The sequence below is a fragment of the Streptomyces sp. V3I7 genome (genome assembly GCF_030817495.1).
GTDB lineage: Bacteria > Actinomycetota > Actinomycetes > Streptomycetales > Streptomycetaceae > Streptomyces.
In genome coordinates, this window is the sequence record NZ_JAUSZK010000001.1 from 6,321,075 (window position 1) to 6,345,341 (window position 24,267).

Consider the following 24,267-nt stretch of genomic DNA (forward strand, 5'->3'; position numbering starts at 1 on the left):
CGGTCGGCGGTGTTTTCCGCGGTGGCGAATGCTGTTTTCTCCCGTGCCAGGGAATGCTGAATTAGCGCTCGCCGATCATCATGGGGAGATTCCCCGAGGAAGTCAAAGAGGGGGGCTTGATGAGGCGATAGGTGGAGGTTATCTCTCATCGACATGCTTCTGACCAGGGGCGATACCCCTGGTCAGGCCCGGCTGAGGCCGGGATGCGGTCACCCGCAATGCATAGGTGCGACCTATTGGATCATCGAAGTCGCTTCTTTGACTTCGGTTCACGCGCCGGTGGATACTGGAGCCTACACAGATATTCGGAGAGAATAAAGGAATCACTCCGGCAGCCAGGGCTGCTGCCACGGCGGATAGTCGGCCACCAGGGCCTCGGCTTCCGGCGGCCCCCAGGAACCCACCGGATAAGGGAACACCGGCGGGGGATAGGACAGCAACGGCTGGACGATGCGCCAGCATTGTTCCACGACCGAGAACGGCGCGAAATACCGGTCGTCTCCCGTCAGTGCGGCGTACAGCACCCTTTCGTACGGCGCCTGCGGTTTCCCCAGTTCACGGGCGAATACCGTTTCGAGCGGGATTCGGCGCCATCTGTTGTCCTGGTCGAGCGCCGAAAGGTCCAGCCGCATTCCGGCGTCGGGGTCGATCCGCAGCACGATCTGGTTCGCCGCCACCTGGTTCGGATCCGGCAGGAAGCCCAGCCGGGGCGGCTCGCGCAGCATCAGCCGCACCTCGGTGTCCAACACCGGCAGCTCCTTGCCTGCCCGGATGAAGACCGGGACCCCGGCCCACCGCCAGTTGTCGATGTGCATCCGCAGCGCCGCGTAAGTCTCGGTGGTCGACCCCGGCGCCACCCCCGGCACCTGGAGATAGCCGAGGTACTGCCCACGCACGTAGTCGCGCACCTCGACCGCGGGCGTCGCCCGCAGCACCTCGACCTTCTTGGCCCACAGGTCCTCCGCGCTCGGACCGACCGGCGGGTCCATCGTCACCAGGGCCAGGACGAGCAGCAGATGGTTCTCCACGACGTCGCGCAGCGCGCCCACCTCGTCGTAGAAGCTGCCGCGCTGGGCCACCCCGAAGTCCTCGGCCATCGTGATCTGGATCGCCGAGACGCTGTCGCGGTGCCACAGCTCGTCCATCGCCGTGTTGGCGAACCGCAGGTACTCCAGCTCGATGACCGGTTCCTTGCCCAGGAAGTGGTCGACGCGCAGGATCTGCTCCTCCTCCAGCACCTGGCACAGCAGCTGGTTCAGCGCCCGCGCCGACGCCAGGTCGTGCCCGAAGGGCTTCTCCACCGCCACCCGCGCCCGCGCGACCAGTCGCGCCGCGCCGAGCTGCTCCACGATCGGCGCGTACAGCGCGGGCGGCATCGCCAGGTAGTAGAGGGGACGGCGGCAGCCGGAAAGACGCTGGGCGAGCCGCTCGTACGTCGCCGGATCCGAGGCGTTGCCCGCGACGTACGTCAGCCGCCGGGCGAGCCGGTCGAAGACCACGTCGGTCACGTGCTCACCGGACTCCTCGATCGCCTTGCGCGCCCGGTCCGCCAGCTGGGCGTCGGTCAGCTCACGGCGCCCGACCCCGATCACCGGGACGTCGAGCAGCCCGCGCCGCTCCAGCAGGTACAGCGCGGGGAAGGTCATCTTCTGCGCGAGATCCCCGGTCACCCCGAAGATCACCAGGGCGTCGGCCGTCCAGGACGTGTCCATAGGCTGCTGCTCCCTGCCTCGGCGGCAGCCGGGCCGGCACGGAGGCCGGCCCGATCGCGGTAGGGGTTTGCGATGTCAGACGTCGTAGTGCGTTGGAGGGAAGGGCGGACGGTCCTTGCGTGGCCTTCTCGACTCGGTGGGCAGCTTGCCCTCCTCGACCTGACGGTCGATCTCGACGACCTCGTCCTCGTACACCCGCTCCGGGGTGCTCCGGTGGGTGGGGAGACCGAGGGCCTGGCGGTCCACCGCCGTGCGCTCGGCGAGCTCGTCCGCGTTGGGGCGCCGGGGCATGCCGCGCCCGTGTCCGGTGTCCGGGTTTCCTTCGACCTCTTGGTTCGACTTGTGGTGATGCACCATGCTTCCTCCTGGTCAAGGGGACCGGAACCTACGGGACCCGGCGCCGTCAGGCGGTGTCGTCGTCGTTCTTGGCCGTCTTGCGCGGCTTCTTGGTGTCACCCTTCTTCGAGGCGTCCGTGCTGCTCTTCTCCGTGGTGGTCTTCTTCGCCGCCTTCGCGGTCTTCGCGGGGGCCTTGTCCTTGTCGCCGTCCTTGCCGCGGACGGTGACATGCAGGCTGTCCTCGCGGACGTCGACGACGACCGTGTCACCCGGCTCGGCGTCGCCGCTCAGCAGCAGCGTGGCGATGCGGTTGTCGACCTCGGTCTGGATGGTGCGGCGCAACGGCCGGGCACCGAACTCCGGTTGATAGCCGTGGGCGATGAGGAGCTTCTTCGCGGGCTCCGTGATCTCCAGGCCCAGCCCCTGCGCCTCCAGCCGCTTGCTGGTCTTGGCCAGCAGCAGGTCGAGGATCTGCTCCAGGTCCTTCTCGCTCAGCCCGTTGAACACGATGATGTCGTCGATCCGGTTGAGGAACTCGGGGCGGAAGAAGCCCCGCAGCATGTCCATCAACTCGCCCTTGATCTCGAAGACATCGCCCTCGTGGTCGATGATCAGCTGGGCGCCGATGTTGGACGTCATGATGATGACGCAGTGCCGGAAGTTCACCGTACGGCCCTGCGCGTCGGTCAGGATGCCGTCGTCCAGCACCTGCAGCAAGGCGTTGAAGACATCCGGGTGCGCCTTCTCGATCTCGTCGAACAGCACCACGCAGTACGGGTTCCTGCGCACCTTCTCCGTGAGCTGACCGGCCTCCTCGTAGCCGACGTACCCGGGAGGGGCGCCGACCAGCCGGGCGACCGTGTGCTTCTCCTGGAACTCGCTCATGTCGAAGCGGACCAGCTTGTCCTCGCTGCCGAACAGCTTCTCCGCGATGGTCTTGGCGACCTCCGTCTTGCCGACACCGGTCGGCCCCAGGAACAGGAACGAGCCGACGGGCCGGTCGGGGTCGCCCATGCCGGAACGGTTGCGCCGCACCGCCTGCGACACGGCCGCGATCGCCTCGTTCTGGCCGACCACGCGGGTGTGCATGTCCTCTTCGAGGTTGAGGAGCTTCTCCTTCTCGCTCTCCGTCAGCTGCGAGACCGGAATGCCGGTCCGCCGCGCCACCACGTCGGCGATGTCCTTGAGGTCGACCGTGACCACGCCCTCGCGGCGCTCCTCCATCCCGGTCAGTTCGCTCTCCGCCTCGCTGATCTCCTTCTTCAGCTCGGACGCCCTGCCGAAGTCCTCCGACGCGACCGCCTGGTTCAACTCGCGGCGCAGGCGCGCGATGTGCTCCTCGCGCTCGGTCAGCTCGGGCGAGGGGCTGGCGGCGCGCAGGCGGACCCGCGCACCGGCCTGGTCCATGAGGTCGATGGCCTTGTCCGGCAGGAATCGGTCACTGATGTACCGGTCGGACAGCGCGGCCGCCGCGGCCAGCGCCCCGTCCGTGAACCGCACGCCGTGATGCGCCTCGTACGCGTCCCGCAGACCCTCCAGGATCTCCACGGTCTCGTCGACGCTCGGCTCGGGCACCTTCACCGGCTGGAACCGCCGCTCCAGCGCCGCGTCCTTCTCGATGTACTTGCGGTACTCGTCCAGCGTCGTCGCGCCCACGACGTGCAACTCACCGCGCGCCAGCGCCGGCTTGAGCATGTTCGCCGCGTCCATCGAGCCCTCGCCGGTGGCACCCGCCCCGACGACCGTGTGCAGCTCGTCGATGAACAGGATGATGTCGCCATGCGACTCCTGGACGTCCTCGATGACCTTCTTCAGGCGCTCCTCGAACTGGCCCCGGTACTGCGAACCCGCGATCATCGCCGACAGGTCCAGCGCCACCACCCGCTTGTCCTTCAGGGTGTTGGGCACGTCCCCGGCCACGATCCGCTGGGCGAGGCCCTCGACGATCGCGGTCTTGCCGACGCCCGGTTCACCGACCAGGACCGGGTTGTTCTTCGAGCGCCGGGACAGGATCTCGACGGTCTCCTCGATCTCCTCGGCGCGGCCCACGACCGGGTCGAGCTTGCCGGCCTTGGCCTCCTCGGTGAGGTCCCGACCGTACTCGTCCAGCGTCGTCGTCGGCTTCTTCGCCTGGGCGCCACCCTCGGGCCGGCCCGGCTGCTCCGCCGCCGCCCCACGCAGCCGCTTGACGTCCGGCGCGTAGTCGCGCAGCAGACGGGCGGCGTCCGAGTCGGCGTCGGCGAGCAGGGCGCCGAGGATGTGTTCGGGACCGATATAAGTGGAGCCCATGTCCTGGGCGTGCGCGTACGCCTCGCCCAGGGTCCGCTTGGCGGCCGGGGTGAGGCCGGGTTCGGCAAAGGCCTCGCCGGGTTCCTGGGGAAGCGCGTCGGCGACCTTGTCCGCGAGCGAGTCGGGGTCGATGCCGGCCCGGGCGATCAGGGCACGTGCGGGGTCGACCTTCGTGGAGGCCCACAGCAGGTGCTCGGTGTCGAGCTCCGACGTCCCGTCCTCCGCCGCCCGCTGCGCGGCGAGGTTGATGAGCTCCTGGGCCGCGTCGGTCAGCAGCCGTCCGATGGGCACGCGCTGCACCGCGGGCGGTGACGAAGCGGGCGACATGCCGAAGAACCGATTCAAGAGATCGCTGAACGGATCCGACGATCCGAAAGCGGATCCAAACGACATCGACATGACATCTCCTGGTGACGGGGGGATACTCAATACTCAAACGCGATACCAACGGCTCCGCAAGCGGGGCGATTTCCCGCTGCCCCGGAGCCGGTCCAGTGGTGCGTATTGCGGCGCACGACACCTTTGAAGAGGACTTCACCTTTGAAGAGGGCTTCGTAGTTGCCGGGTTTATGCGGCGGCATGCATTTCGCGAGTCGTCTGGCGCGGAATGTTCGGCAGGCATAGCCTGAGGACAAATCGCCGTGTAGCGGCCCACGCCCGAATGGTGGAAGGGTGAGCAACTTGAACGCCTTCGATGAGGATCTGGAACAGAGGGAGCCGCGGGTAGGCCCCGTTCCTTCGGGACCACCGGAATATCATCCCTACCACCACCCCGCCGCGGGCTGGGGTGCGGCCAAGGCTGTTACCAAGTTCCTGGTCAATGAGCGCGAGCTGGTGGACGGTCCGCAGGCGATCATGCGGATGAACCACGAGCGGACGGGCTTCGACTGCCCGGGATGCGCGTGGCCCGATGACATGAAGGGCCTGAAGCTCGACATCTGCGAGAACGGCATCAAGCACGTCGCCTGGGAAATGACCCCCAAGCGCGTCACCCGTGAGTTCTTCGCCAACCACACGGTGTCCGAGCTCTCCGAGTGGACCGACTTCGCGCTGGAGGACGCGGGCCGGCTGACCGAGCCCATGGTCTACGACGCCGAGACGGACCACTACGTACCCATCAGCTGGAAGGACGCCTTCGAGCTGGTCGGCCGCCACCTGCGCAACCTGGAGAACCCGAACCAGGCGTCGTACTACACATCCGGCCGCCTCGGCAACGAAGCGACGTTCCTCTACCAGCTGATGGCTCGTGAGCTGGGCACCAACAACCTGCCCGACTGCTCCAACATGTGTCACGAGGCCAGCGGTCGCGCCCTGATGATGTCCCTGGGCACTGGCAAGGGAACCGTCGACCTCGTCGACTGGGAGGCGACGGACGCCCTGTTCATCATCGGTGTGAACGTGGCATCCAACGCTCCCCGGATGCTGACCTCCCTTGTGGAGGCCTACCACCGCGGCGCCCAGATCGTGCACATCAACCCGCTGGTCGAGGCCGCCGCCACCCGCGCCATCATTCCGCACGACTTCATGGACATGGCGCTGTTCAAGTCCACGCCGACCAGCACCCTGAACCTTCAGGTGCGCATCGGCGGCGACCTGGCCCTGATTCGCGGCATCGGCAAGGCCGTCCTGGAGATGGCGCAGTCCGACCCAAAGGCCGTGGACTGGGAGTTCATCCAGCGCCACACCAGTGGCTTCGACGAGTATAAGAACCTGTGCGAGAGCACGTCCTGGGAGGAGATCGAGCGCCAGTCGGGCATCCCGCGCGCGGACATCCTCAAGGCCGCGCGGATCTACCGCGAGGCCGACCGCAGTATCGTCAGCTGGTGCCTGGGTGTCACCCAGCACGAGCACGGCGTCTCCAGCGTCCGTGAGATCGTCAACCTGCTGCTCCTGCGCGGCAACCTGGGCCGGGAAGGTGCCGGCCCCTCCCCGGTGCGCGGACACAGCAACGTCCAGGGCAACCGCACCTGCGGCATCGACCACCACCCGGCTCCGGAGTTCCTCGACCGTCTCGACGAGGTCTGCAAGATCCACGCGCCTCGCGAGCACGGCCTGGACACCGTCGGCACCCTCAAGGCGCTGCACCGCGGCGACGTCAAGGTGTTCATCGGGATGGGCGGCAACTTCGCTCTCGCCGTACCGGACACCCCGCACAGCTACGCGGCGCTGCGCAAGGCCGATCTCACCGTCCAGGTGAGCACGAAGCTGAACCGCAGCCACATCGTCCACGGCAAGGACGCGCTCATCCTGCCGTGCCTCGCCCGTACCGAGAAGGACATGCAGAAGGGCGGCCTGCAGAGCCAGTCCGTCGAGGACTCGATGAGCATGGTTCATCTGTCCATCGGCATGAAGAAGCCCGCCTCGCCGCACCTGCTGTCCGAGTGCGCGATCATCTCCGGCATGGCGCGCGCCGCCCTGCCCGAGAGCGAGACCCCGTGGGAGTGGTACATCGAGGACTACGACCGGATCCGCGACACCATGTCCCGGGTGCTGGACGGCTTCGAGGACTTCAACCGCCGGGTCCGGCTGCCGCTGGGCTTCCGCATCAAGCAGCCCGCCCGCGAGCTGATCTTCCTCACGCCGACCGGAAAGGCCGAGTTCGCCGCCGGCCCGGTGCCGGACGTGGTCCCGGCCCCCGGTCAGCTGGCCCTGGGCACCATGCGGTCCCACGACCAGTGGAACACCAGCATCTACACCGACACCGACCGCTACCGCGGCATCAAGAACCTGCGCACGCTGGTCTTCATGAACGCGGATGACATGCGGGAGCGTGGCATCACGGAGTTCGACCCCGTCGACATCACCAGCCACGCCCGGGACGGCAGCACCCGCCAGCTGAACGGGTTCCTCGCCATCCCGTACAACGTCCCGCGCGGCAACGCTCTCGGCTACATGCCCGAGATGAACGTCCTCTGCGCCCTGTGCGACTACAGCACGGAGAGCGACCAGCCGATCATGAAGCACGTCAAGGCCACGATCACCCGCGCCCTGTAGCCGGGACGGGAAGGCCTGAACCATCGTCCGGTGGTGGTGACGCGACTGACGTCACCGCTACCGGACGAATCGTTCCAGCAGAAGGTAGGCGCGCTGTTCCGCCGCGGCCAGCTCCGCGGGATCGATCTCCGCCTGCCACAGCTCGCCCGCCGCGGCGTCGTCGGCCTCCCGCAGGTCCACGACGGCCGCGGCCAGGTGCATCTGGGCCTCCGGATACGCCGCCGTCACCCGCTCGTCGAGCACCCGCTCCGCCTGCCCCGCCGCCCTGTCGCACGCGGCCATGGCCCGCTCCACGCGGACCGCGGCACGGTCGTGCACCAGCAGCAGCGAGCAGAGCAGACCGACGACGATCCCCAGGATGCTGCTCAGCGCCCGGTCCTCGATCAGCGCCCCGGCGGGTTCCGGGGCGGCGAGATCGGTCAGCAGCAGCGCCAGCGGCGTCACGAACACGACGCCCAGGCCGTAGTTGCTGACGACGACGTACTCCAGCAGGAACTCCAGGAGGACGAGCACGAGGACCAGCGCCAGGGGGCTCGGGTCCGCGGCCAGCACCCCGAGGGCGATCAGTAGCCCGGCGAGCGTGCCCAGGGTGCGCTGGAAGGCCCGTACGGCCGCCGTGCGCACGTTGACCGAGTGCAGGACCGCCGCGGCCGAGATCGCCGCCCAGTACGCGTGCCCGAGGCCCAGGATCTCGGCGAGCGCGCCCGCGAGACCGGTGCCGAGCACCATCCGCAGCGCCGGAACGAGCAGGACGGACAGATGATGGCCGGAATACCCGGGCCGCTGCCCCGTCAGCAGTTCGGCGGCCCGTACGACGGAGGGATCGGCCGGCTCGGGCCGCGTGCCCCGTACGGCCGGGGGCGGGTACGACAGTTCGGACAGGATCGGGGTGTCCCGCGTCCGCCGGTCGGTGAGGAGCGCGGCCTGCCGGCGCAGGAGCGTGGCGAGGCGCTCGGGGCGCTTCGGCGGCTTGCTCGCGCTGTCGATCAGCAGCGACCAGGCGAGATCGGTCAGACGCGCGCACACCCCGCCCCGGTCTACGTGCCCGGCGACCGGCGGCGGCGCGATGCCGAGCGACCGGTACGCCTGCAGGACGGCGGAGGTCGCCCGGTGCCGCGCGAACCGCGGCACGTGCAGCGCGCCGCCCGTCGTCTCCAGCAGGTCGGCCAGCTCGCGCAGGGCGGCGGCCACCGCGAGGCGCTGCGGACGGTCCGGGTGGACGAGCCAGCCGGAGACCGCCAGCGCCCAGGCCACGGCCGCCCCCGCCGCGGCCATGCCGGTCTGCGGGAGGACGTCGGAGAAGGACGCGGTCGTGTTGGCCGCCACGGCGAAGGAGAAGATCAGCAGCACGGCGCCGAGACCGCTCAGCCGGGTCGCGTCGCAGAAGAACTTCGCGAGCCCCGCAATCAGCGCCGTCGCCACCACCACCGCGGCGGCCCCCGTACCGCTTTCCTCCGGGTGCGCCCAGGCGGACAGGGCCGAACCGCCGGCCACGCACGCCGTCATGGCCAGCCCGGCGGTGGCGAGGACCCGGGACCGGTGGGCGTAGGGCAGGTTGCGCCCGAACGTCGTGGTGAAGGAGCCCAGCATGGCGTGGACGGCGAGCTGGGTCTGCCCGGCCAGCACCAGGGGAACGGCCAGCACCGCCATGGCGAGCGCGGCCCGCAGGGCGAAGGCCAGCGCCCCGTCCACCCGGTTCAGGGCGAACGTGCCGCGCGGTGACAGCAGCTTCGCCAGCCTGCCCGGCACGCGCCGCCAACCACTCCTGGTCGTGGGGGGATCGGGAGGGCGCGAACAGGACATACAGGGTGTATATCACCTGTCTCCGACGCGTGGCGGTCGCGGAGCGAGGGGCCCGGTGGGGACTTCGGCTTTCCGATTCCCGCGACTCTCCGAATTCCGGGCGCACATTCCAGCTTTAGTGGCCTGTGTGACTCTTTTTTGCGAGGCAAATTTTTGATGCCTGTTTGAATTGGCGAGTCGACTCTCGCCGCGGCTATTCGGAGCTCCCGACGCGGGAATTGCGGCTCGGTCCGCCACCCATCACGCCGCAACGCGGCGGGCCCCGCACGTATCCCTGAGGATGCCTGCGGGGCCCGCTTTCGTACGTCGGCGTCAGGCCGCGGCGGCCAGATCGTCCGTCTGCTGCTCGCGCTCCCACAGGGCGCGGAGCCGACCGTCCTCGCGGCCGACCAGCTCCGCCCAGCGGCCGCGTTCGGCGATCCGGCCGTCGTCGAGGACCAGGACCTCGTCGACGGTGGTGTCGTCCAGGCCGGCCAGCCGGTGAGTGATCAGCAGCGTCGTACGGCCCTCGGTCGCGGCGAGCAGGTCGGCGGTGAGGGCGTCCGCGGTGGGCAGGTCCAGGTGCTCGGCCGGCTCGTCCAGGATCAGCACCGGGAAGTCCGCGAGCAGGGCCCGGGCCAGCGCCAGCCGCTGCCGCTGGCCGCCGGAGAGGCGGGCGCCGTGCTCGCCGACCATCGTGTCGAGACCGGCGGGCAGGCTGTCGACCCAGTCCAGCAGGCGCGCCTTGGCGAGCGCGGCCCGCAGCTCGGCGTCGTCGGCCTCGGGGGCGGCCAGCCGCAGGTTCTCCCGCAGCGAGCTGTCGAAGACGTGGGCGTCCTGGGCGCACAGCCCGATCACCCGGCGGACGTCGTCCGAGGCGATCTCGCGGGTGTCGACGGCCTGCTCACCGCTGCCGAGGGTCACCGAACCCGAGGTCTGGTCCAGGAACCGCAGCAGCACCTGCGCGAGCGTCGTCTTGCCCGAACCGGACGGGCCCACCACGGCGATCCGGCGCCCGGAGGCCAGGTCCAGGTCGATGCCCTGGATCGCGTCACGCGCGGCGCCGGGCCAGCGGGCGGTGAGGCCGCGGACGGCCAGCGGGTCCGGGTCCGCCGGCAGCGGCCGCGGATCGGCGGGCTCGGCGACCGGCTCGGGAGCCGAGAGCACCTCGTCCAGACGGGCGCGCGCGGCACGGGCACGCTCGCGGAACTGCACGGCCACCGGCATACCGGCGACCGCCTCGAACGCGGCGAGCGGCGTGAGCACCACCACCGCCAGGCACACGCCCGGCAGTACGCCCGCGGCCACGCCGTCGACGCCCAGGGCGGCGCTGACGGTGACCGTCAGCCCGGTGATCAGGGCGATCAGACCGGCGGCGAGCGCGGTGGTCGTCGCCGAGCGGGCGGCGAGGTCGGTCAGACGCCGGTCGGCGCTGCGGACCGCGGCCAGCCGGGCCGGCAGGGCACCGGCGACGGTCAGCTCGGCGGTGCCGGTGAAGGTGTCGACGACCGAGGTCGCCAGCCGGCCGCGGGCGGGGGACTGCTGCCGCTCGGCCCGGCCGGAGAAGCGGATCGCGAGCGCCGGTACGACAGCGCCGGCCAGCACCAGCCCCACGGCGAGCACCGCGCCGGCCGACGGCAGCAGGAACGCCACCGCGACGGAAGCCCCGAGCGAGACGATCGCGGCCACCGTGGCCGGCAGCCGCCAGCGCAGGTAGTGGTCCTGGACCGAGTCGACGTCGGAGACCAGGCGCGCCAGCAGATCGCCGCGGCGGTAGCCCGGCAGCGCGGCCGGGGCGAGCTTCTCCAGACGGCGGTACACGGCGGTGCGTACGCCGCCGAGGGCCTTGAGCACCGCGTCGTGCGACACCAGCCGCTCCGCGTACCGGAAGACGCTGCGCCCGATGCCGAACGCGCGGACCGAGGTCACCGCGACCATCAGATAGAGGATCGGCGGCATCTCGGAGGCGCGCGAGATCAGCCAGCCGGAGGTCGACAGCAGCGCGACGGCACAGCCGAGCGCGAGCGAACCGAGGAGGGTGGCGAGGCCGAGGCGTGGCCGGCTGTCGTCCTTGCGGGGCTCCCAAGCGGCGCGCAGCGACAGTCGGGAGCGCTTGCCGCCCTCACCGGCGGAGGCGTCCTCGGTGCTCCCGGCGGGTTCGTCGGGGGAGGGGATCGCCGGCCGCTCGGGGCTGCTGGCGGGGGCCACCGGGTCCACGACGGCGGTACGTACGGCGCGCAGGGGGTCCGGCGTGACCGGCTCGGTCTCCGTCTCGGGGAGGGTCAGGTGGACGCGCCGGTCCGCGATGGAGAGCAGCGCCGGGCGGTGGGCAACGAGCAGGACGGTGCGGCCGACGGCGAGATGGCGGACGGCCTCGACCACCGCGGCCTCGCTGTCGCCGTCGAGGTTGGCGGTCGGCTCGTCCAGGAGCACCAGCGGCCGGTCCGCGAGCACCGCGCGGGCCAGCGCGATGCGCTGACGCTGCCCGGCGGACAGACCGGCGCCGCCCTCGCCGAGCACCATCTCCGGCTCGGCGAAGTCGAGCGCGTGGGCCGTTTCCAGCGCGGCGCGGACCTCGGCGTCGGTGGCGTCCGGCCGGGCGAGCCGGACGTTCTCGGCGACCGTGCCCGCGAACAGGTGCGGATGCTGCGGCACCCAGGCGATCTGGCCGCGCCAGCTGTCCGGGTCGAGGGAGTCCAGCTCGCGCCCGCCGACCCGCACCGTACCGGCACAGGGCCGTACGAAGCCGAGCAGGACGGAGAGCAGCGTGGACTTGCCCGCGCCGCTGGGGCCGGTCAGGGCGACCGTCTCGCCGGGCGCGACGGTCAGGGAGACGTCGTCGAGGGCGGCGGCCGAGCGGCCCGGGTACTCGACGCGTACGCCCGACAGCGTGATCTCGGCGTCGGCCAGGGCCGGGGCCGGGGCGGAACCGGTCTTCGGCCGCGGGGTCTCCAGGACCTCGAAGATCTCGCCGGCCGCGGTCAGGCCCTCCACGCTCGAGTGGTACAGCGCGCCGACCTGGCGGATGGGCAGATAGACCTCGGGGGCGAGGACCAGCACCAGCAGGCCGGTCTCCAGATCCAGCGATCCGCTGACCAGCCGGAAGCCGATACCCACCGCGACCAGCGCCACCGACAGCGTGGAGAGCAGCTCCAGCGTGAACGAGGAGACGAAGGCGATCCGCAGGGTCTGCATCGTCGACTTGCGGAAGTCGTTGGTGATGCCGTTGATCGACCGGGCCTGCGCCTTGGCCCGGTTGAAGATCTTCAGGGTCGGCAGGCCGGCCACCACGTCGAGGAAGTGGTGCGAGAGACGGGAGAGCCCCGCCCACTGCTTGTCCATCTTGGCCTGCGTCGCCAGGCCGATCAGGATCATGAAGATCGGGATCAGCGGCAGCGTCACCGCGATGATCGCCGCCGACTCCCAGTCGGCCCCGAGGATCCGGGCCAGCACGACCACGGGTACGACGACCGCGAGGGCGAGCTGGGGCAGGTAACGCGAGAAGTAGTCGTCCAGCGCGTCGATTCCCCGGGTGGCCAGTGTGGCCAGCTCACCGGTGCGCCGGCCCGCCAGATAGGACGGGCCGAGCGCGGTGGCGTGCTCCAGCAGCCGCCCTCGCAGGGTGGACTTCACGCGGGCCACCGACCGATGGGCCGTGAGTTCGGTCAACCACGCCACGAGCGCGCGCCCGGCGGCAACGGCGACCAGGCCCAGCAAGGGCCCGGTCAGGTCGTACGAGTGCTGCTGGAACGCTCGCACCACGATCTCGGCGATGAGACTCGCCTGGGCCACGAGGAGAGCGGCGTTGAGGCCGCCGAGTATCACGGAGCCCACGAGGAAGACGCGGGTGGTGCGGGCGTAGGCCAGCAGCCGGGGATCGACAGGTCGCATGATTCAGTGTGCCGCCGGAATGTGGTGAACGGAGAGACGCCTGCTGAAGACCCAGTACGTCCAGCTCTGGTAGAGCAGGATCAGCGGCGAGAAGATCGCCGCCACGATGGTCATTACCAGAAGAGTGTAGGACCCGGACGAGGCGTTGCTGACGGTCAGCGACCAGGCCGGGTTGAGCGTCGAGGGGATGACGTCCGGGAACAGCGCCAGGAAGAGCATCGCGGTCGCCGCCATGATCGTCAGGCCCGAGAAGGCGAACGCCCAGCCCTCTCGGCCCAGTTGGTTGAAGAACAGTGCGATGGGCAGCGCCACGAAAGCGACGATCATCACACCGAGGCTCGCGCCGTCGCCGGAGTTGACCTGGGTCCAGATCAGGAAGGCCAGCGACAGCAGCAGTGCCACCGCTCCCAGCGCGGGCACGAACTTGCGGGCGCGTGCCCGCATCTCGTCCGCCGTCTTCAGCGCCGTGAAGACCGCGCCGTGCAGGACGAACAGCGCGAGCAGCGTGAAGCCGCCGAGGATCGAGTAGCCGTTGAACAGGCCGCCGATGCTGCCGACGTAGTTCCCCCGGGCGTTGATCGGGATGCCCTGGACCATGCCGGCGAAGATCAGGCCCCACATGAAGGGGGTGATCACCGAGGTCCAGAACGTGACCTGCTCCCAGTTGCGCTGCCAGCGACGGCCCGGCCGCTTGCCCCGGTACTCGAACGAGACGCCGCGGGCGATCAGGCACACGATGATGATCAGCAACGGGATGTAGAAGCTGCTGAACATCGTCGCGTACCACTGGGGGAAGGCCGCGAAGGTCGCACCGGCGGCCGCGACCACCCAGACCTCGTTGCCGTCCCAGACCGGGGCGATCGTGTTGATGAGGACGCGCCGTTCCGTGTCGTTGCGCGCCATCAGCCGGGTCAGGACGCCGACGCCGAAGTCGAAGCCCTCGAGGAAGAAGTACCCCACCCAGAGGAAGGCGAGCAGGATGAACCACAGATCGTAGAAGTGAAACATGGCGTTCCGTCCTCAGTAGGCGAAGGCGAGTGGCTTGTCCTGGTCTTCCGGGTTGAAGCGCATCGTGGGGTCCTTGGAGGGCGGCCTCTCGTCGACGTCCGGACCGGGTTTGGAGTACTTGACCAGGAGCCCCACTTCGACCACGGCGAGGATCGCGTACACCACGCTCAGTGCGACGAGTGAGGTGATCTGCTCGCCCGTGCTGACGCTCGGGGAGGCGCCGAAGGCGGTCTTCTGGAGGTGGTAGACCACCCAGGGCTGACGGCCCATCTCGGTGAAGATCCAGCCGAAGCTGTTCGCCAGGAGGGGGAAGCCCATGGTGAGGATGGCGATGCGCCAGGACCACTTGGTGAAGAAGGGGTTCGTCCTGATGCGGTTGGTGATCATCAGGTTCGGCGGCTCGTCCTCACCCGTGCGGTAGGCCGGATCCACCCAGAATTTCCTCCGGGTGAGATAGAGCCCGAGCAGCCCGATGCCGAAGCTCGTCATCCCGAAGAAGATCATGAGGCGGAAGCCCCAGTACGTCATGAAGATGTTGGGGAGGTAGTCCGCCCGGGTGCCGCCGAACTGACGCGCCTGCTCGTCGGCCCGGTTGTTGATGCCGGGGACCGGGGAGGAGAAGTCGCTCTTGGCGAGGAAGGACAGGGCTCCGGGGACCTCGAGGGCGATGTCGTTGCGGCCCTTGTTGACGTTGCCGACCGAGAAGATCGAGAAGGGCGCGGGGGCCTGGGTGTCCCACAGGGCCTCGGCCGCGGCCATCTTCATCGGCTGCTGCTGGAACATGACCTTGGCCAGACGGTCACCGCTGAGCGCGGTGAGGATGCCGGCGATCACCGCGGTGATCAGGGCGAGCTTCAGGGAGGCGCGCATGGCGCCGATCTTCTTGCGGTTGGTCTCCTTGCCCTTCTTGGCCTTCCACAGGTGGTACGCCGCGATGCCCATCATGAAGGCGGCGCCGGTGATGAAGGACGCCGCCAGGGTGTGGAAGACGACCACCAGGGTGGTGTTCTGGAACAGCACCGCCCAGATGTCGGTCAGTTGGGCCCGGCCGGTGGCCGGGTTGATCTTGTAGCCGACCGGGTGCTGCATGAACGAGTTGGCCGCCAGGATGAAGTAGGCGGACAGGAAGCTGCCGATCGTGACGATCCAGATGGTCGCGAGGTGCACCTTCTTGGGAAGCCGGTGCCAGCCGAAGATCCACAGTCCGATGAACACGGACTCGAACATGAAGGCGATCAGCGCCTCCATGGCCAGCGGGGCTCCGAAGACGTCACCGACGAAGCTGGAGTAGTTCGACCAGTTCATGCCGAACTGGAACTCCTGGAAGAGGCCCGTGACGACGCCCATCGCGATGTTGATCAGGAGCAGCTTGCCCCAGAACTTGGTGGCGTGGAAGTACTTCTCCTTGCCGGTCCGCACCCAGGCCGTCTCCAGCCCGGCTACGAGGGCACCGAGACCAATGCTGAGCGGGACGAAGAGGAAGTGGTAGACGGTGGTGGCACCGAACTGCCATCGGGCGATGGTCTCGTGAGCGATTGCTAGTTCCACTGCGCCCTTCTCTCACTCGGATTCGCCGCATTTGGGACAAAAGCTATCCCTGGGCGGTAACCCTGTCGACTCCAGAAGAAGGCGGATACATCGGAACGGCGGGCGCTGCGGGGCTCCGAAAAGGAGCCGGCCGGCGGAGGGCGGTGCACGGGGAACGGCCCTCCTTCCTGGCCTGGCCGCGGGATTCGAGTGGGACGGACAGCGCCGGGCGCGTCGCTACGGATACTCCGGACGGAGGCCGGGAGCGGCGGTCACCCGATCAGCTCTCCGGTGGGTCGCTGGAGGCGTTCGGCGCCGGTGTAGACGTTCATGGAGGTGCCGCGGAGGAAGCCGATGAGGGTGAGTCCGCTCTCGGCGGCGAGGTCGGCGGCGAGGGAGGAGGGCGCGGAGACGGCTGCGAGGACGGGGATGCCGGCCATGACCGCCTTCTGCACGAGCTCGAAGGAGGCGCGTCCGCTGACCATGAGGATGTGGTTGCGCAGCGGGAGCATGCCCTCGCGCAGGGCGTGGCCGATCACCTTGTCGACGGCGTTGTGCCGGCCGACGTCCTCCCGGAGCACGACGAGTTCGCCGCTGGTGGTGAACAGGCCGGCGGCGTGCAGACCACCGGTGCTGTCGAAGACGCGCTGGGCGGCGCGGAGCCGGTCGGGGAGTGCGGTGAGGGTGTCGGTGTCGACGTGCAGCGGGTCCTCCGCCACGCTCCAGGCGGCCACGGTACGTACGGCGTCGAGGCTGGCCTTGCCGCACAGGCCGCAGGACGAGGTCGTGTAGAAGTTGCGCTCCAGCGAGGCGTCGGGTGCCTCGACTCCGGGAGCGAGAGCGACGTCCACGACGTTGAAGGTGTTGCTGCCGTCGGCCGTGGCGCCGGCGCAGTAACGGATCCCGGCGACCTCGTCCGCCTTGTGCAGGACACCCTCGCTGACCAGGAACCCGGCCGCGAGATCGAAATCGTCACCCGGGGTGCGCATGGTCACCGTCAGCGGACGGCCACCCACCCGGATCTCCATCGGCTCCTCGGCGGCCAGCGTGTCAGGGCGATGCGACTGCGCCTCTCCCCGTACCCGCAGCACGCGTCGCCGCGCTGTCACTCGCCCCATCATTCACTCCTCGTGTCGTTGTTCTGCGCAGAGGTGTTCCGAGCAGAGGAGGTCTCTGCGGTCTCTGCGGGTTCGTGGGCCTCACCCGGCCCCGGCTCGGGATCGCTCGTGGGTACGCCGACCACCGCCGGTCTGGCGGCACCGGTCCGCACGAGCTCGGCCTTCGGGCGGAGCACGGGCAGGTTCCGGCGGCTGTGCCGGGCCGCGATCGTGAGGCACAGCAGTGCCACGGCGGCCAGGGCGACCAGCAGTGCCGGATACGGAGCCGCGGCCGCGGTGACCGCGAGCAGCAGCGGGGTGAGGAAGCCGCTGGACGTCGTGCTCTGGTAGAGCGACGACGCCGACGGCCAGCCCGGCGCGGGCGCCAGGCGTTCGATCTCCTTCATGCCGGAGACCAGGGTCAGGCCGTAGCCCGCGCCGAGGACCACCGCGGCGGCGATCGCCAGGCGCGCGGAGTTCCAGTGCGCGGCGAAGGCGCTGATCAGCAGGCCGGCGATGACGGTGGACAGGGCCGTGACGGTGCCGCGCGCGCTCCCGGCGTCGTCGAGCCGGCGTCCGAGCGGCTGGACGACGATGCCCGTTGTGAGCGTCAGTGCCGCCATCAGGCCGCTGAACAGCGGCGCGTAGCCGGGGACCCGGTTGGAGACCAGCGGGGGCAGGACGACGTAGGCCACGGTGGCGGCGCCGAAGACCGCCGGGCTGGCGGGCAGGACCACTCGCAGGAAGCGGGGGTGCCGGACGGCCGCCCTGCGCTGGGCCAGCGCGCGGAAGGGCGACGGCACGGGCTGGGCGGGGGGTTCGGTGTCCGGTACGAACCCGGTCGCGAGCAGGACGATGAGGGACAGTCCGGCATGGACGAGGCCCGGCAGTTCCATGGGGTGCGGGAACCACTCGGCGAGGGCGCCGGTGACCAGCGCGCCCGCCGAGAAACCGCCGCCGGTGGCGTACAGGACGCGCCGGGCGCCGGCCTGCGGGCGCTTCGGTGTGGCGGACAGCTCGCGTACCCAGGCGCCGCCCGCGGTGAACACCAGGCCCGCGGCCACGCCCGTGGCCAGCCGGCTGACGTACACGATGTGCTGGGACGCCACCGCCGCCGCCAGGACCAGGCTGGCGACGGCGGTCAGGATCAGGGCCGCGCGCACCACACGCCGTCTGCCGTAGCGCACCGACGCGGGGCCGCCGAGCAGCAGTCCGGGGACGAGCCCGAACAGATAGGCCGTGAACATGCCGGCGACCGGGAGGGCGGCCCAGTGCGCCTGCATCCGGTAGATCACGGCCAGCGGGGTGAACTGATTGGCGCCCCACGCGGCAGCTGACACCGCGGCTGCCGCCGGAAGCCAACTGCGCGGGGAGCGGGATGCGGGCATGCCCGAGCGGACCTTTCTGTTCGGTTGGTCGTCCAGAGGGGCGCTGCGAGATGTCGCGCGCCTCGTCGTCTGGGGGAGGGGCGGTTCACCGCGCCCGTAGGTACGAGGGTGTTCAAACCCCCATAAATCGCCGCAAGAAGGTGCGGAGTAGCCCCCTGTCCCCCGCATCGTGCGATGCGGGGGGCGGGGGCGGGGGCTGTGCGGGGTGTTACCTGCGCGGCTCCAGGCGGATGACGACGCCCTTGCTGGTCGGGCAGTTGCTGATGTCGGCGACGCTGTCCAGCGGGACCAGGACGTTGGTCTCCGGGTAGTAGGCGGCGGCCGAGCCACGACTGGCGGGGTACGAGACGACCGTGAAGTCCTCGGCGCGGCGCTCACCGTCGTGCCAGACGCTCACGAGGTCCACCTGCTGGCCGTCGGCGATGCCGAACTCGGCCAGGTCCTCCGGGTTGACCATCACGACGCGGCGGGCGTTGTGGATGCCGCGGTAACGGTCGTTGGGGGCGTACCAGATGGTGTTCCACTGGTCGTGCGAGCGCAGGGTCTGCAGCAGCAGGTGGCCCTTGGGCACGATCGGCATCTCGAACTGGCTGGCCCAGAACTCGGCCTTGCCGCTGGGGGTCGGGAACACGTCGTTGTTCACCGGGCTGCCCAGGTTGAAGCCACCGGGCTTGCGGACGCGCTCGTTGAAGTTCTCGAAGCCCGGGACGACACGGGAGATGTGGTCGCGGATCTTGTCGTTGTCCGCCCCCATCTCCTCCCACGCGATGCGCGACTTCTTGCCGAGGGTCTTGCGGGCGAGGCGCGCGATGATCTCGACCTCGCTCAGCAGGTGCTTGGAGGCCGGGGGCAGCTTGCCGTGCGAGCGGTGGACGTCACTCATCGAGTCCTCGACCGTGATCCACTGCTCGATGCCGTTCTGGATGTCGCGGTCGCTGCGGCCCAGGGTCGGCAGGATCAGCGCGTACTCACCGCAGACCGTGTGCGAGCGGTTCAGCTTGGTCGAGACGAACGCGGTCAGGCGGCAGTTGCGCATCGCCTGCTCGGTGTAGTCGCTGTCCGGGGTCGCCCGGACGAAGTTGCCGGCCACGCCGAGGAAGATCTTGGCCTTGCCCTCGTACATCGCCTTGATGCCCTGCACGGCGTCGTAACCGTGGTGGCGCGGCGGGTTGAACTTGAACTCCTTGCCCAGCGCGTCGAGGAACTCGTCCGACATCTGCTCCCACACACCCATGGTGCGGTCGCCCTGGACGTTGGAGTGGCCGCGGACGGGGCAGACGCCCGCGCCCGGCTTGCCGATGTTGCCGCGCAGCATCAGGAAGTTGCAGATCTCACGGATGGAGGCGACGCCGTGCTTCTGCTGGGTGATGCCCATCGCCCAGCAGACGATCGCGCTCTTGCTCTTCAGGACCCGCTGGTGGACCTCCTTGATCTCGGCGAGGGTCATACCCGTCGCCATGAGGATGTCGTCCCAGGAGATCTTGCGGACGGCCTCGGCGAACTCCGTGAAACCGCGGGAGTTCTTGTTGATCCACTTGTAGTCGAGCACGGTGCCCGGCGCGTTGTCCTCGGCCTCGAGGAGCAGCTTGTTCAGACCCTGGAACAGGGCCATGTCGCCGCCGGCGCGGATGTGGACGAACTGGTCGGCGAGCTGCGTACCGTTGCCGATGACACCGCGGGCCTTCTGCGGGTGCTTGAACCGCATCAGACCGGCCTCGGGCAGCGTGTTGACCGCCACGATCTCGCCGCCGTTGCGCTTGGTCTCCTCCAGCGCGGCGAGCATACGCGGGTGGTTGGTGCCCGGGTTCTGGCCGACCAGGAAGACCAGGTCGGAGTTGTGGATGTCGTCCAGCGAGACGCTGCCCTTGCCGATGCCCAGGGCGCCGCCCAGACCCCAACCCGTGGACTCGTGGCACATGTTGGAGCAGTCCGGCAGGTTGTTGGTGCCGAACGCGCGGGAGAACAGCTGGAGGAGGAACGCGGCCTCGTTGTTCAGACGGCCCGAGACGTAGAACATCGCCTCGTCCGGGGAAGCCAGCGCACGCAGCTCGCCGGCCAGCAGGTCGAGGGCCTCGTCCCAGCTGACCGGGGCGTAGTGGGTGGCGCCGGGCCGCTTGATCATCGGCTCGGTGAGACGGCCCTGCTGGTTCAGCCAGTAGTCCGACTTCGTGTCCAGCTCGGCGATCGAGTACTTCTTGAAGAAGTCACGGGTGATACGACGAGAGGTGGCCTCGTCGTTGATGTGCTTGGCGCCGTTCTCGCAGTACTCGTTGAAGTGCCGCTTCTTGTCCTCGGGCCAGGCGCAGCCGGGGCAGTCGATGCCGTCGATCTGGTTGATGTTCAGCAGCGTCAGCATGGTGCGCCGCGGGGACGTCTGGGAGAGGGAGTACTCAAGGGCGTGCGTCACCGCCGGGACACCGGTCGCCCAGTCCTTGGGCGGGGTCACCGACAGGTGGTCGATCGGATCCTCATCAATCTTGGACATCGTCTGCTCAATCCCTTTCTGCTGCGTCCGCGCACATGGCGCATCCTGCTGGCGGCGGACGTCGGAATGCCCCTGCGGGAGAGGAGACCTCGTGTCCGCGACGGCGGCGGTCTCCGCCGGAGCCCGGGCGGCGCCGGCCGCTGTCGCGGCAGGCGTTCCCGGTCGGCACGCTGCGTGCGGCTCCGGAGACTCCCATAACGGGCGATATCGACTCCCGGGCCGTATTTCTTCGCAACGAGGCGTCGGCTCTCCGATGCGAGTGCGGCCTGCGTCAGCGAGTCGCACTCGGCTCCGGAAGTCGAATTCCAGCCGCCAGATCACTTTCCGTTCATCCGTCGAAGAAAGTCTCCGCTCATCGGTTGAGGAAAGTCAAAGAGGCGGGCTCGATGGGATGATTGACCGCGCCTATCCTGCGCTTCGAGCGTCATGGGCCGACCGGCTCCCGGGCCGCTCCTGGGTGCGTCTGTGCAGCTCAGCGGCCTGTGTGCTGTGCGTGTTCAGGTAACCTTCGCATGGCGGCGCGTCTTCTGGCGACCCGTCCGACCACGATAAGGCTCGTTTATTGCCTCATCGGGAATTCCTCTTTGACTCCCTCGCCGGATTTGCCGAAGATGGAGATCGAGTGCGAATTGAGTCGCCGCCGGGAAGGCGGTAATGTCGGACATAAATTCCGCGTAAACATAGCAGACACGAAGTCCGAGCAGACACGAAGAAGGCAAGCCTGTGCCATCACCCCGATCTGACCGTCCTCGTGGTTCTGTGGTGCGGTCGTCTGTGTCGCCGGTGCCGTTGACGGACCGTTTCGGGCGGGTCCATACGGATCTGCGGGTGTCGTTGACGGACCGGTGCAATCTGCGGTGCACGTACTGCATGCCGGCCGAGGGTCTGAACTGGCTGCCGCGGGCGGAGGTCCTCACCGACGACGAGGTGGTCCGCCTCGCCCGCATCGCGGTCGAACGGCTCGGCATCACCTCGCTGCGGCTGACCGGCGGCGAACCCCTCCTGCGCCGGGGCCTGCCCGACCTGATCGCCCGCCTCTCCTCCCTCACCCCCGCCCCGCACCTGTCGCTCACGACGAACGGGATCGGCCTCGCCCGCACCGCCACCGCCCTGAAGACAGCGGGCCTGGACCGGGTGAACGTCAGCCTCGACACGCTGCGCGCGGACCGGTTCAAGGACATCACCCGCCGCGACCGCCTCCCCGACGTCCTCGACGGCCTCAAGGCCGCCCGCGCCGCCGGACTGAACCCGGTGAAGATCAACGCCGTCCCGGTCCGCGGGGTCAACGACGACGAGATCACCGACCTGACCGCCTTCGCCGTCGACCACGGCTACCGCATGCGCTTCATCGAGTCCATGCCCCTGGACGCCCAGGGCGCCTGGGACCGCGACCGCATGATCACCGCAGCCGAGATCCTCGACCGCCTCGCCACCCGCTGGACCCTCACCCCCGCCGCCCGCGACAACAACGCCCCGGCCGAGGAATGGCACCTCGACGGCACCGACACCACCGTCGGCGTCATCGCCAGCGTCACCCGCCCCTTCTGCGGCAACTGCGACCGCGTCCGCCTCACCGCCGACGGACAACTCCGCAACTGCCTCTTCGCCACCACCGAAACCGACCTGCGCACCCTCCTGCGCTCCGGCGCCGACGACACCCGCATCGAAACCGCCTGGCGCACCAGCGTGAGCGGCAAAGGCCCCGGCCACACCATCAACACCACCGACTTCCGCCAACCCGACCGCCCCATGTCCGCCATCGGCGGATGACCATGCGGTGAGAAGCTGCGGTAATAAGAAGCGGGCGGTGATCGCCGTCCGTGCGACACACGAGACCAAGAGGTGGACCGAGTGAAGAAGTGGATCGCCGCAGCCAAGGACGAGCTGGGCATCGACCTGGACGTGGACGTCGCCGAGCTGCTCGACATGACCAAGGTGGTCGCGCACAACGTGGCACGCCCCGCCGCCCCGCTGACCTCGTTCCTGGTCGGTTACGCCGCCGCCCAGGCCGGTGGCGGCGAGGCGGCGGTCGCCGAGGCCAGCCGCAAGGTGGCGGCGCTGGCCGAGCGCTGGGAGACCGAGAACGAGGACGGTCCGGCCGCCGGCTGAAGGACGCGGCGCCCATGACGGCTCCCGGCCCGGTACGTCCGTCTCGGCAAGGTCAGGGAGAAGGCGAGGCGGACGGCACCGGCCGCCGCGGAGCTGTCATGGGTGGCCGCACATGCACATCGCTCCCCGGGGCATCTCTGCTGCGCCGCAGCGCCCCGCCCCACATCGCGTAACTCAGAAGTCCCTTTTGCGGCGTGTCAGCTAGTGTTATGCGTCATGAACACCAGGCTGCTGCCGCATTCCGCGGCACCCCGGCTCGCAGGTGCGGTCGTCGTCGGTGCGGTGGTCGGCGTGATCGTGGGCGAACTGGTGGCCCCGTCGCTCGGAGTCCTCGCCGGGATCGCCGCCGCCGAGACGGCGTTCGTCATCGCCGGCTGGATCTCGTTGTGGCCCATGGACGCCCACGCCACCCATCACAACGCCCGGCGCGAGGACTTCCGCCCCCTCACCGACGAACTCATCGTCATCGCCGCGGCCGTGTGCGGGCTGGTCGGCATCGTCGTCATGCTGCTGCTCGGCCGAAGCGGCCACGCCCACGCCGCCGCGGCGGTCGCGCTGCTCGGTGTGTTCATGGCGTGGGCCGCCCTCCAGCTGATGTACACCACCCGCTACGCCTACCTGTACTACGCGCTGCCCAAGCCCGGGATCGACTTCAACTCCGACATCCCGCCCGCGTACCGGGACTTCTTCTACTTCAGCTACAACCTCGGCATGACCTATCAGGTCTCCGACACCTCGGTCTCCAGCACGACGATCCGCTCCGTCGTCCTGCGCCACTGCCTGCTGTCCTACATCTTCGGCGCGAGCATCCTGGCGACCACCATCAACCTGGTCACCGGCATCGTCGCCGGGTGAGACGCCCTTTCAGCAGGGGTTGTGAACTGCTGGCGCTTCAGTGCACGCAAGCGTGTGTTGGCGTGCATGAGTGAGCGCCTGGGTCGCGGTGGGCGCTCCCGCGCGGGAACGGAAGTTCTTGTGTCGAATGAGTGACGTTTTCGGGTGCTGGTCGTTGGGTGTGGTGAGGGGTGTCTTCGGGCCGGGGTGGGGAGGGTGGGTGCCGGTGGGCGGGCTGCGGGAGCTGGCGGCGCCGTTCGTGGTGCCCGGCCCTTCCGGTGTCGCGGTCCGTGACCGGCTCAAGCACCTGAGCGCGGGGGACGAGGAGGTGCTGCGGCTGGTCGGCGACCATCTCGGGGCGCTCGCCTCCCGCGATCTGAAGACCCGCTGTGCGGCTGGGCCGGACCACGACAGCGATGCGTGGGCGGAGCGCAAGCGTGTGCTTACCGGGGAGTCGTCGTCGCGGTGGGCGGGTTCGATCACGAAGGCCACGCACGATCAGTGGGCTCTGGCCCGGCGTGCCCAGCTCGCGCACATGCAGGGGCTGGAGGCGGGGGTTCGCACGATCGAGCACCGGCTGTCCCTGCCGCTCGGCGAGAAGGGCGGCAAGCGGACGCCGGGCGGCTACCGCTCCCGGCGGGAGTGGTTCGCCAAGTCCCGCCGCCTGCATGTCCTCGAGGACCGGCTGCGGGCGGCGCGCGCCGACTGGCGGGCCGGTGTCGTGCACGTGGTGCGCGGCGGGAAACGGCTGCTGCACACCCGCCACCACCTCGATGCGGCGGGGCTCACGGAGCCGCGGTGGCCGTGACCCGCT

Annotated in this window: 13 protein-coding genes and 2 pseudogenes; 5 read left to right on the top strand and 10 right to left on the bottom strand. The window is 69.4% G+C overall.

All coding sequences use genetic code 11. The annotated features are described in order from the left end of the window. Positions 1 to 323: 323 nt before the first annotated feature. The 3 genes from QFZ74_RS29240 to QFZ74_RS29250 all read right to left on the bottom strand — a co-directional run bounded on the left by QFZ74_RS29240 (position 324) and on the right by QFZ74_RS29250 (position 4,737). Complete coding sequence (locus QFZ74_RS29240; RefSeq protein WP_307623847.1) at positions 324 to 1,712, bottom strand: glucose-6-phosphate dehydrogenase; 1,389 nt, start codon at positions 1,710 to 1,712, stop codon at positions 324 to 326. A gap of 75 nt (positions 1,713 to 1,787) precedes the next feature. Then, positions 1,788 to 2,069 (bottom strand): hypothetical protein, encoded by a 282-nt coding sequence (locus QFZ74_RS29245; protein ID WP_307623848.1) that lies wholly within the window; start codon positions 2,067 to 2,069, stop codon positions 1,788 to 1,790. A gap of 46 nt (positions 2,070 to 2,115) precedes the next feature. Continuing rightward, the gene (locus tag QFZ74_RS29250) at positions 2,116 to 4,737 is read right to left on the bottom strand and encodes an ATP-dependent Clp protease ATP-binding subunit (protein WP_307623849.1); all 2,622 of its coding nucleotides are present in this window, start codon (positions 4,735 to 4,737) and stop codon (positions 2,116 to 2,118) included. Positions 4,738 to 5,040: 303 nt separating this feature from the next. Here QFZ74_RS29250 and QFZ74_RS29255 point away from each other — a divergent pair, with 303 nt between their 5' ends. Then, positions 5,041 to 7,332, top strand: a complete 2,292-nt coding sequence (locus QFZ74_RS29255) for an FdhF/YdeP family oxidoreductase (protein WP_307624317.1) — start codon at positions 5,041 to 5,043, stop codon at positions 7,330 to 7,332. A 57-nt stretch (positions 7,333 to 7,389) separates the two neighbouring features. Here QFZ74_RS29255 and QFZ74_RS29260 read toward each other — a convergent pair whose 3' ends face one another. The 7 genes from QFZ74_RS29260 to QFZ74_RS29290 form a co-directional block, all read right to left on the bottom strand. Beyond that, positions 7,390 to 9,135 carry an FUSC family protein gene (locus tag QFZ74_RS29260; protein WP_307623850.1) on the bottom strand — a complete coding sequence of 582 codons (1,746 nt, stop codon included), beginning with the start codon at positions 9,133 to 9,135 and terminating at the stop codon, positions 7,390 to 7,392. 312 nt (positions 9,136 to 9,447) lie between these two features. After that, a complete protein-coding gene (cydD, locus tag QFZ74_RS29265; RefSeq protein ID WP_307623851.1) occupies positions 9,448 to 13,005 on the bottom strand; it encodes a thiol reductant ABC exporter subunit CydD in 3,558 nt (1,185 codons plus the stop codon). Between the two features lie 3 nt (positions 13,006 to 13,008). Further along, a complete protein-coding gene (gene cydB / locus QFZ74_RS29270; RefSeq protein ID WP_307623852.1) occupies positions 13,009 to 14,013 on the bottom strand; it encodes a cytochrome d ubiquinol oxidase subunit II in 1,005 nt (334 codons plus the stop codon). Between the two features lie 12 nt (positions 14,014 to 14,025). Beyond that, positions 14,026 to 15,561: a cytochrome ubiquinol oxidase subunit I gene (locus QFZ74_RS29275; RefSeq protein ID WP_307623853.1), complete on the bottom strand. Its 1,536-nt coding sequence runs from the start codon at positions 15,559 to 15,561 to the stop codon at positions 14,026 to 14,028. Positions 15,562 to 15,812: 251 nt separating this feature from the next. Continuing rightward, complete coding sequence (gene fdhD / locus QFZ74_RS29280; protein ID WP_307623854.1) at positions 15,813 to 16,658, bottom strand: formate dehydrogenase accessory sulfurtransferase FdhD; 846 nt, start codon at positions 16,656 to 16,658, stop codon at positions 15,813 to 15,815. Beyond that, complete coding sequence (locus QFZ74_RS29285; RefSeq protein WP_307623855.1) at positions 16,658 to 18,025, bottom strand: MFS transporter; 1,368 nt, start codon at positions 18,023 to 18,025, stop codon at positions 16,658 to 16,660. Before QFZ74_RS29285 ends, fdhD begins: the two co-directional genes overlap by 1 nt. A gap of 208 nt (positions 18,026 to 18,233) precedes the next feature. Beyond that, a complete protein-coding gene (locus QFZ74_RS29290; protein ID WP_307623856.1) occupies positions 18,234 to 20,510 on the bottom strand; it encodes an FdhF/YdeP family oxidoreductase in 2,277 nt (758 codons plus the stop codon). Positions 20,511 to 21,272: 762 nt separating this feature from the next. Here QFZ74_RS29290 and moaA point away from each other — a divergent pair. The 4 genes and pseudogenes from moaA to QFZ74_RS29310 form a co-directional block, all read left to right on the top strand. Continuing rightward, positions 21,273 to 22,280 carry a GTP 3',8-cyclase MoaA gene (gene moaA / locus QFZ74_RS29295; protein WP_307623857.1) on the top strand — a complete coding sequence of 336 codons (1,008 nt, stop codon included), beginning with the start codon at positions 21,273 to 21,275 and terminating at the stop codon, positions 22,278 to 22,280. A 51-nt stretch (positions 22,281 to 22,331) separates the two neighbouring features. Continuing rightward, positions 22,332 to 22,619: pseudogene (locus QFZ74_RS29300) on the top strand (DUF6457 domain-containing protein); the annotation flags it as partial. Between the two features lie 216 nt (positions 22,620 to 22,835). Beyond that, complete coding sequence (locus QFZ74_RS29305) at positions 22,836 to 23,474, top strand: DUF1345 domain-containing protein (protein ID WP_307623858.1); 639 nt, start codon at positions 22,836 to 22,838, stop codon at positions 23,472 to 23,474. Between the two features lie 205 nt (positions 23,475 to 23,679). Next, positions 23,680 to 24,255: pseudogene (locus tag QFZ74_RS29310) on the top strand (IS200/IS605 family accessory protein TnpB-related protein); the annotation flags it as partial. Positions 24,256 to 24,267 lie beyond the last annotated feature (12 nt).

Excerpts from the sequence above, each read along its gene's own strand:
- QFZ74_RS29240 (WP_307623847.1), bottom strand. The coding sequence starts at position 1,712 with ATGGACACGTCCTGGACGGCCGACGCCCTGGTGATCTTCGGGGTGACC.
- cydB (WP_307623852.1), bottom strand. The coding sequence starts at position 14,013 with ATGTTTCACTTCTACGATCTGTGGTTCATCCTGCTCGCCTTCCTCTGG.
- QFZ74_RS29250 (WP_307623849.1), bottom strand. The coding sequence starts at position 4,737 with ATGTCGATGTCGTTTGGATCCGCTTTCGGATCGTCGGATCCGTTCAGC.
- fdhD (WP_307623854.1), bottom strand. The coding sequence starts at position 16,658 with ATGGGGCGAGTGACAGCGCGGCGACGCGTGCTGCGGGTACGGGGAGAG.
- QFZ74_RS29245 (WP_307623848.1), bottom strand. The coding sequence starts at position 2,069 with ATGGTGCATCACCACAAGTCGAACCAAGAGGTCGAAGGAAACCCGGAC.
- cydD (WP_307623851.1), bottom strand. The coding sequence starts at position 13,005 with ATGCGACCTGTCGATCCCCGGCTGCTGGCCTACGCCCGCACCACCCGC.
- QFZ74_RS29260 (WP_307623850.1), bottom strand. The coding sequence starts at position 9,135 with ATGTCCTGTTCGCGCCCTCCCGATCCCCCCACGACCAGGAGTGGTTGG.
- QFZ74_RS29305 (WP_307623858.1), top strand. The coding sequence starts at position 22,836 with ATGAACACCAGGCTGCTGCCGCATTCCGCGGCACCCCGGCTCGCAGGT.
- QFZ74_RS29290 (WP_307623856.1), bottom strand. The coding sequence starts at position 20,510 with ATGTCCAAGATTGATGAGGATCCGATCGACCACCTGTCGGTGACCCCG.
- QFZ74_RS29285 (WP_307623855.1), bottom strand. The coding sequence starts at position 18,025 with ATGCCCGCATCCCGCTCCCCGCGCAGTTGGCTTCCGGCGGCAGCCGCG.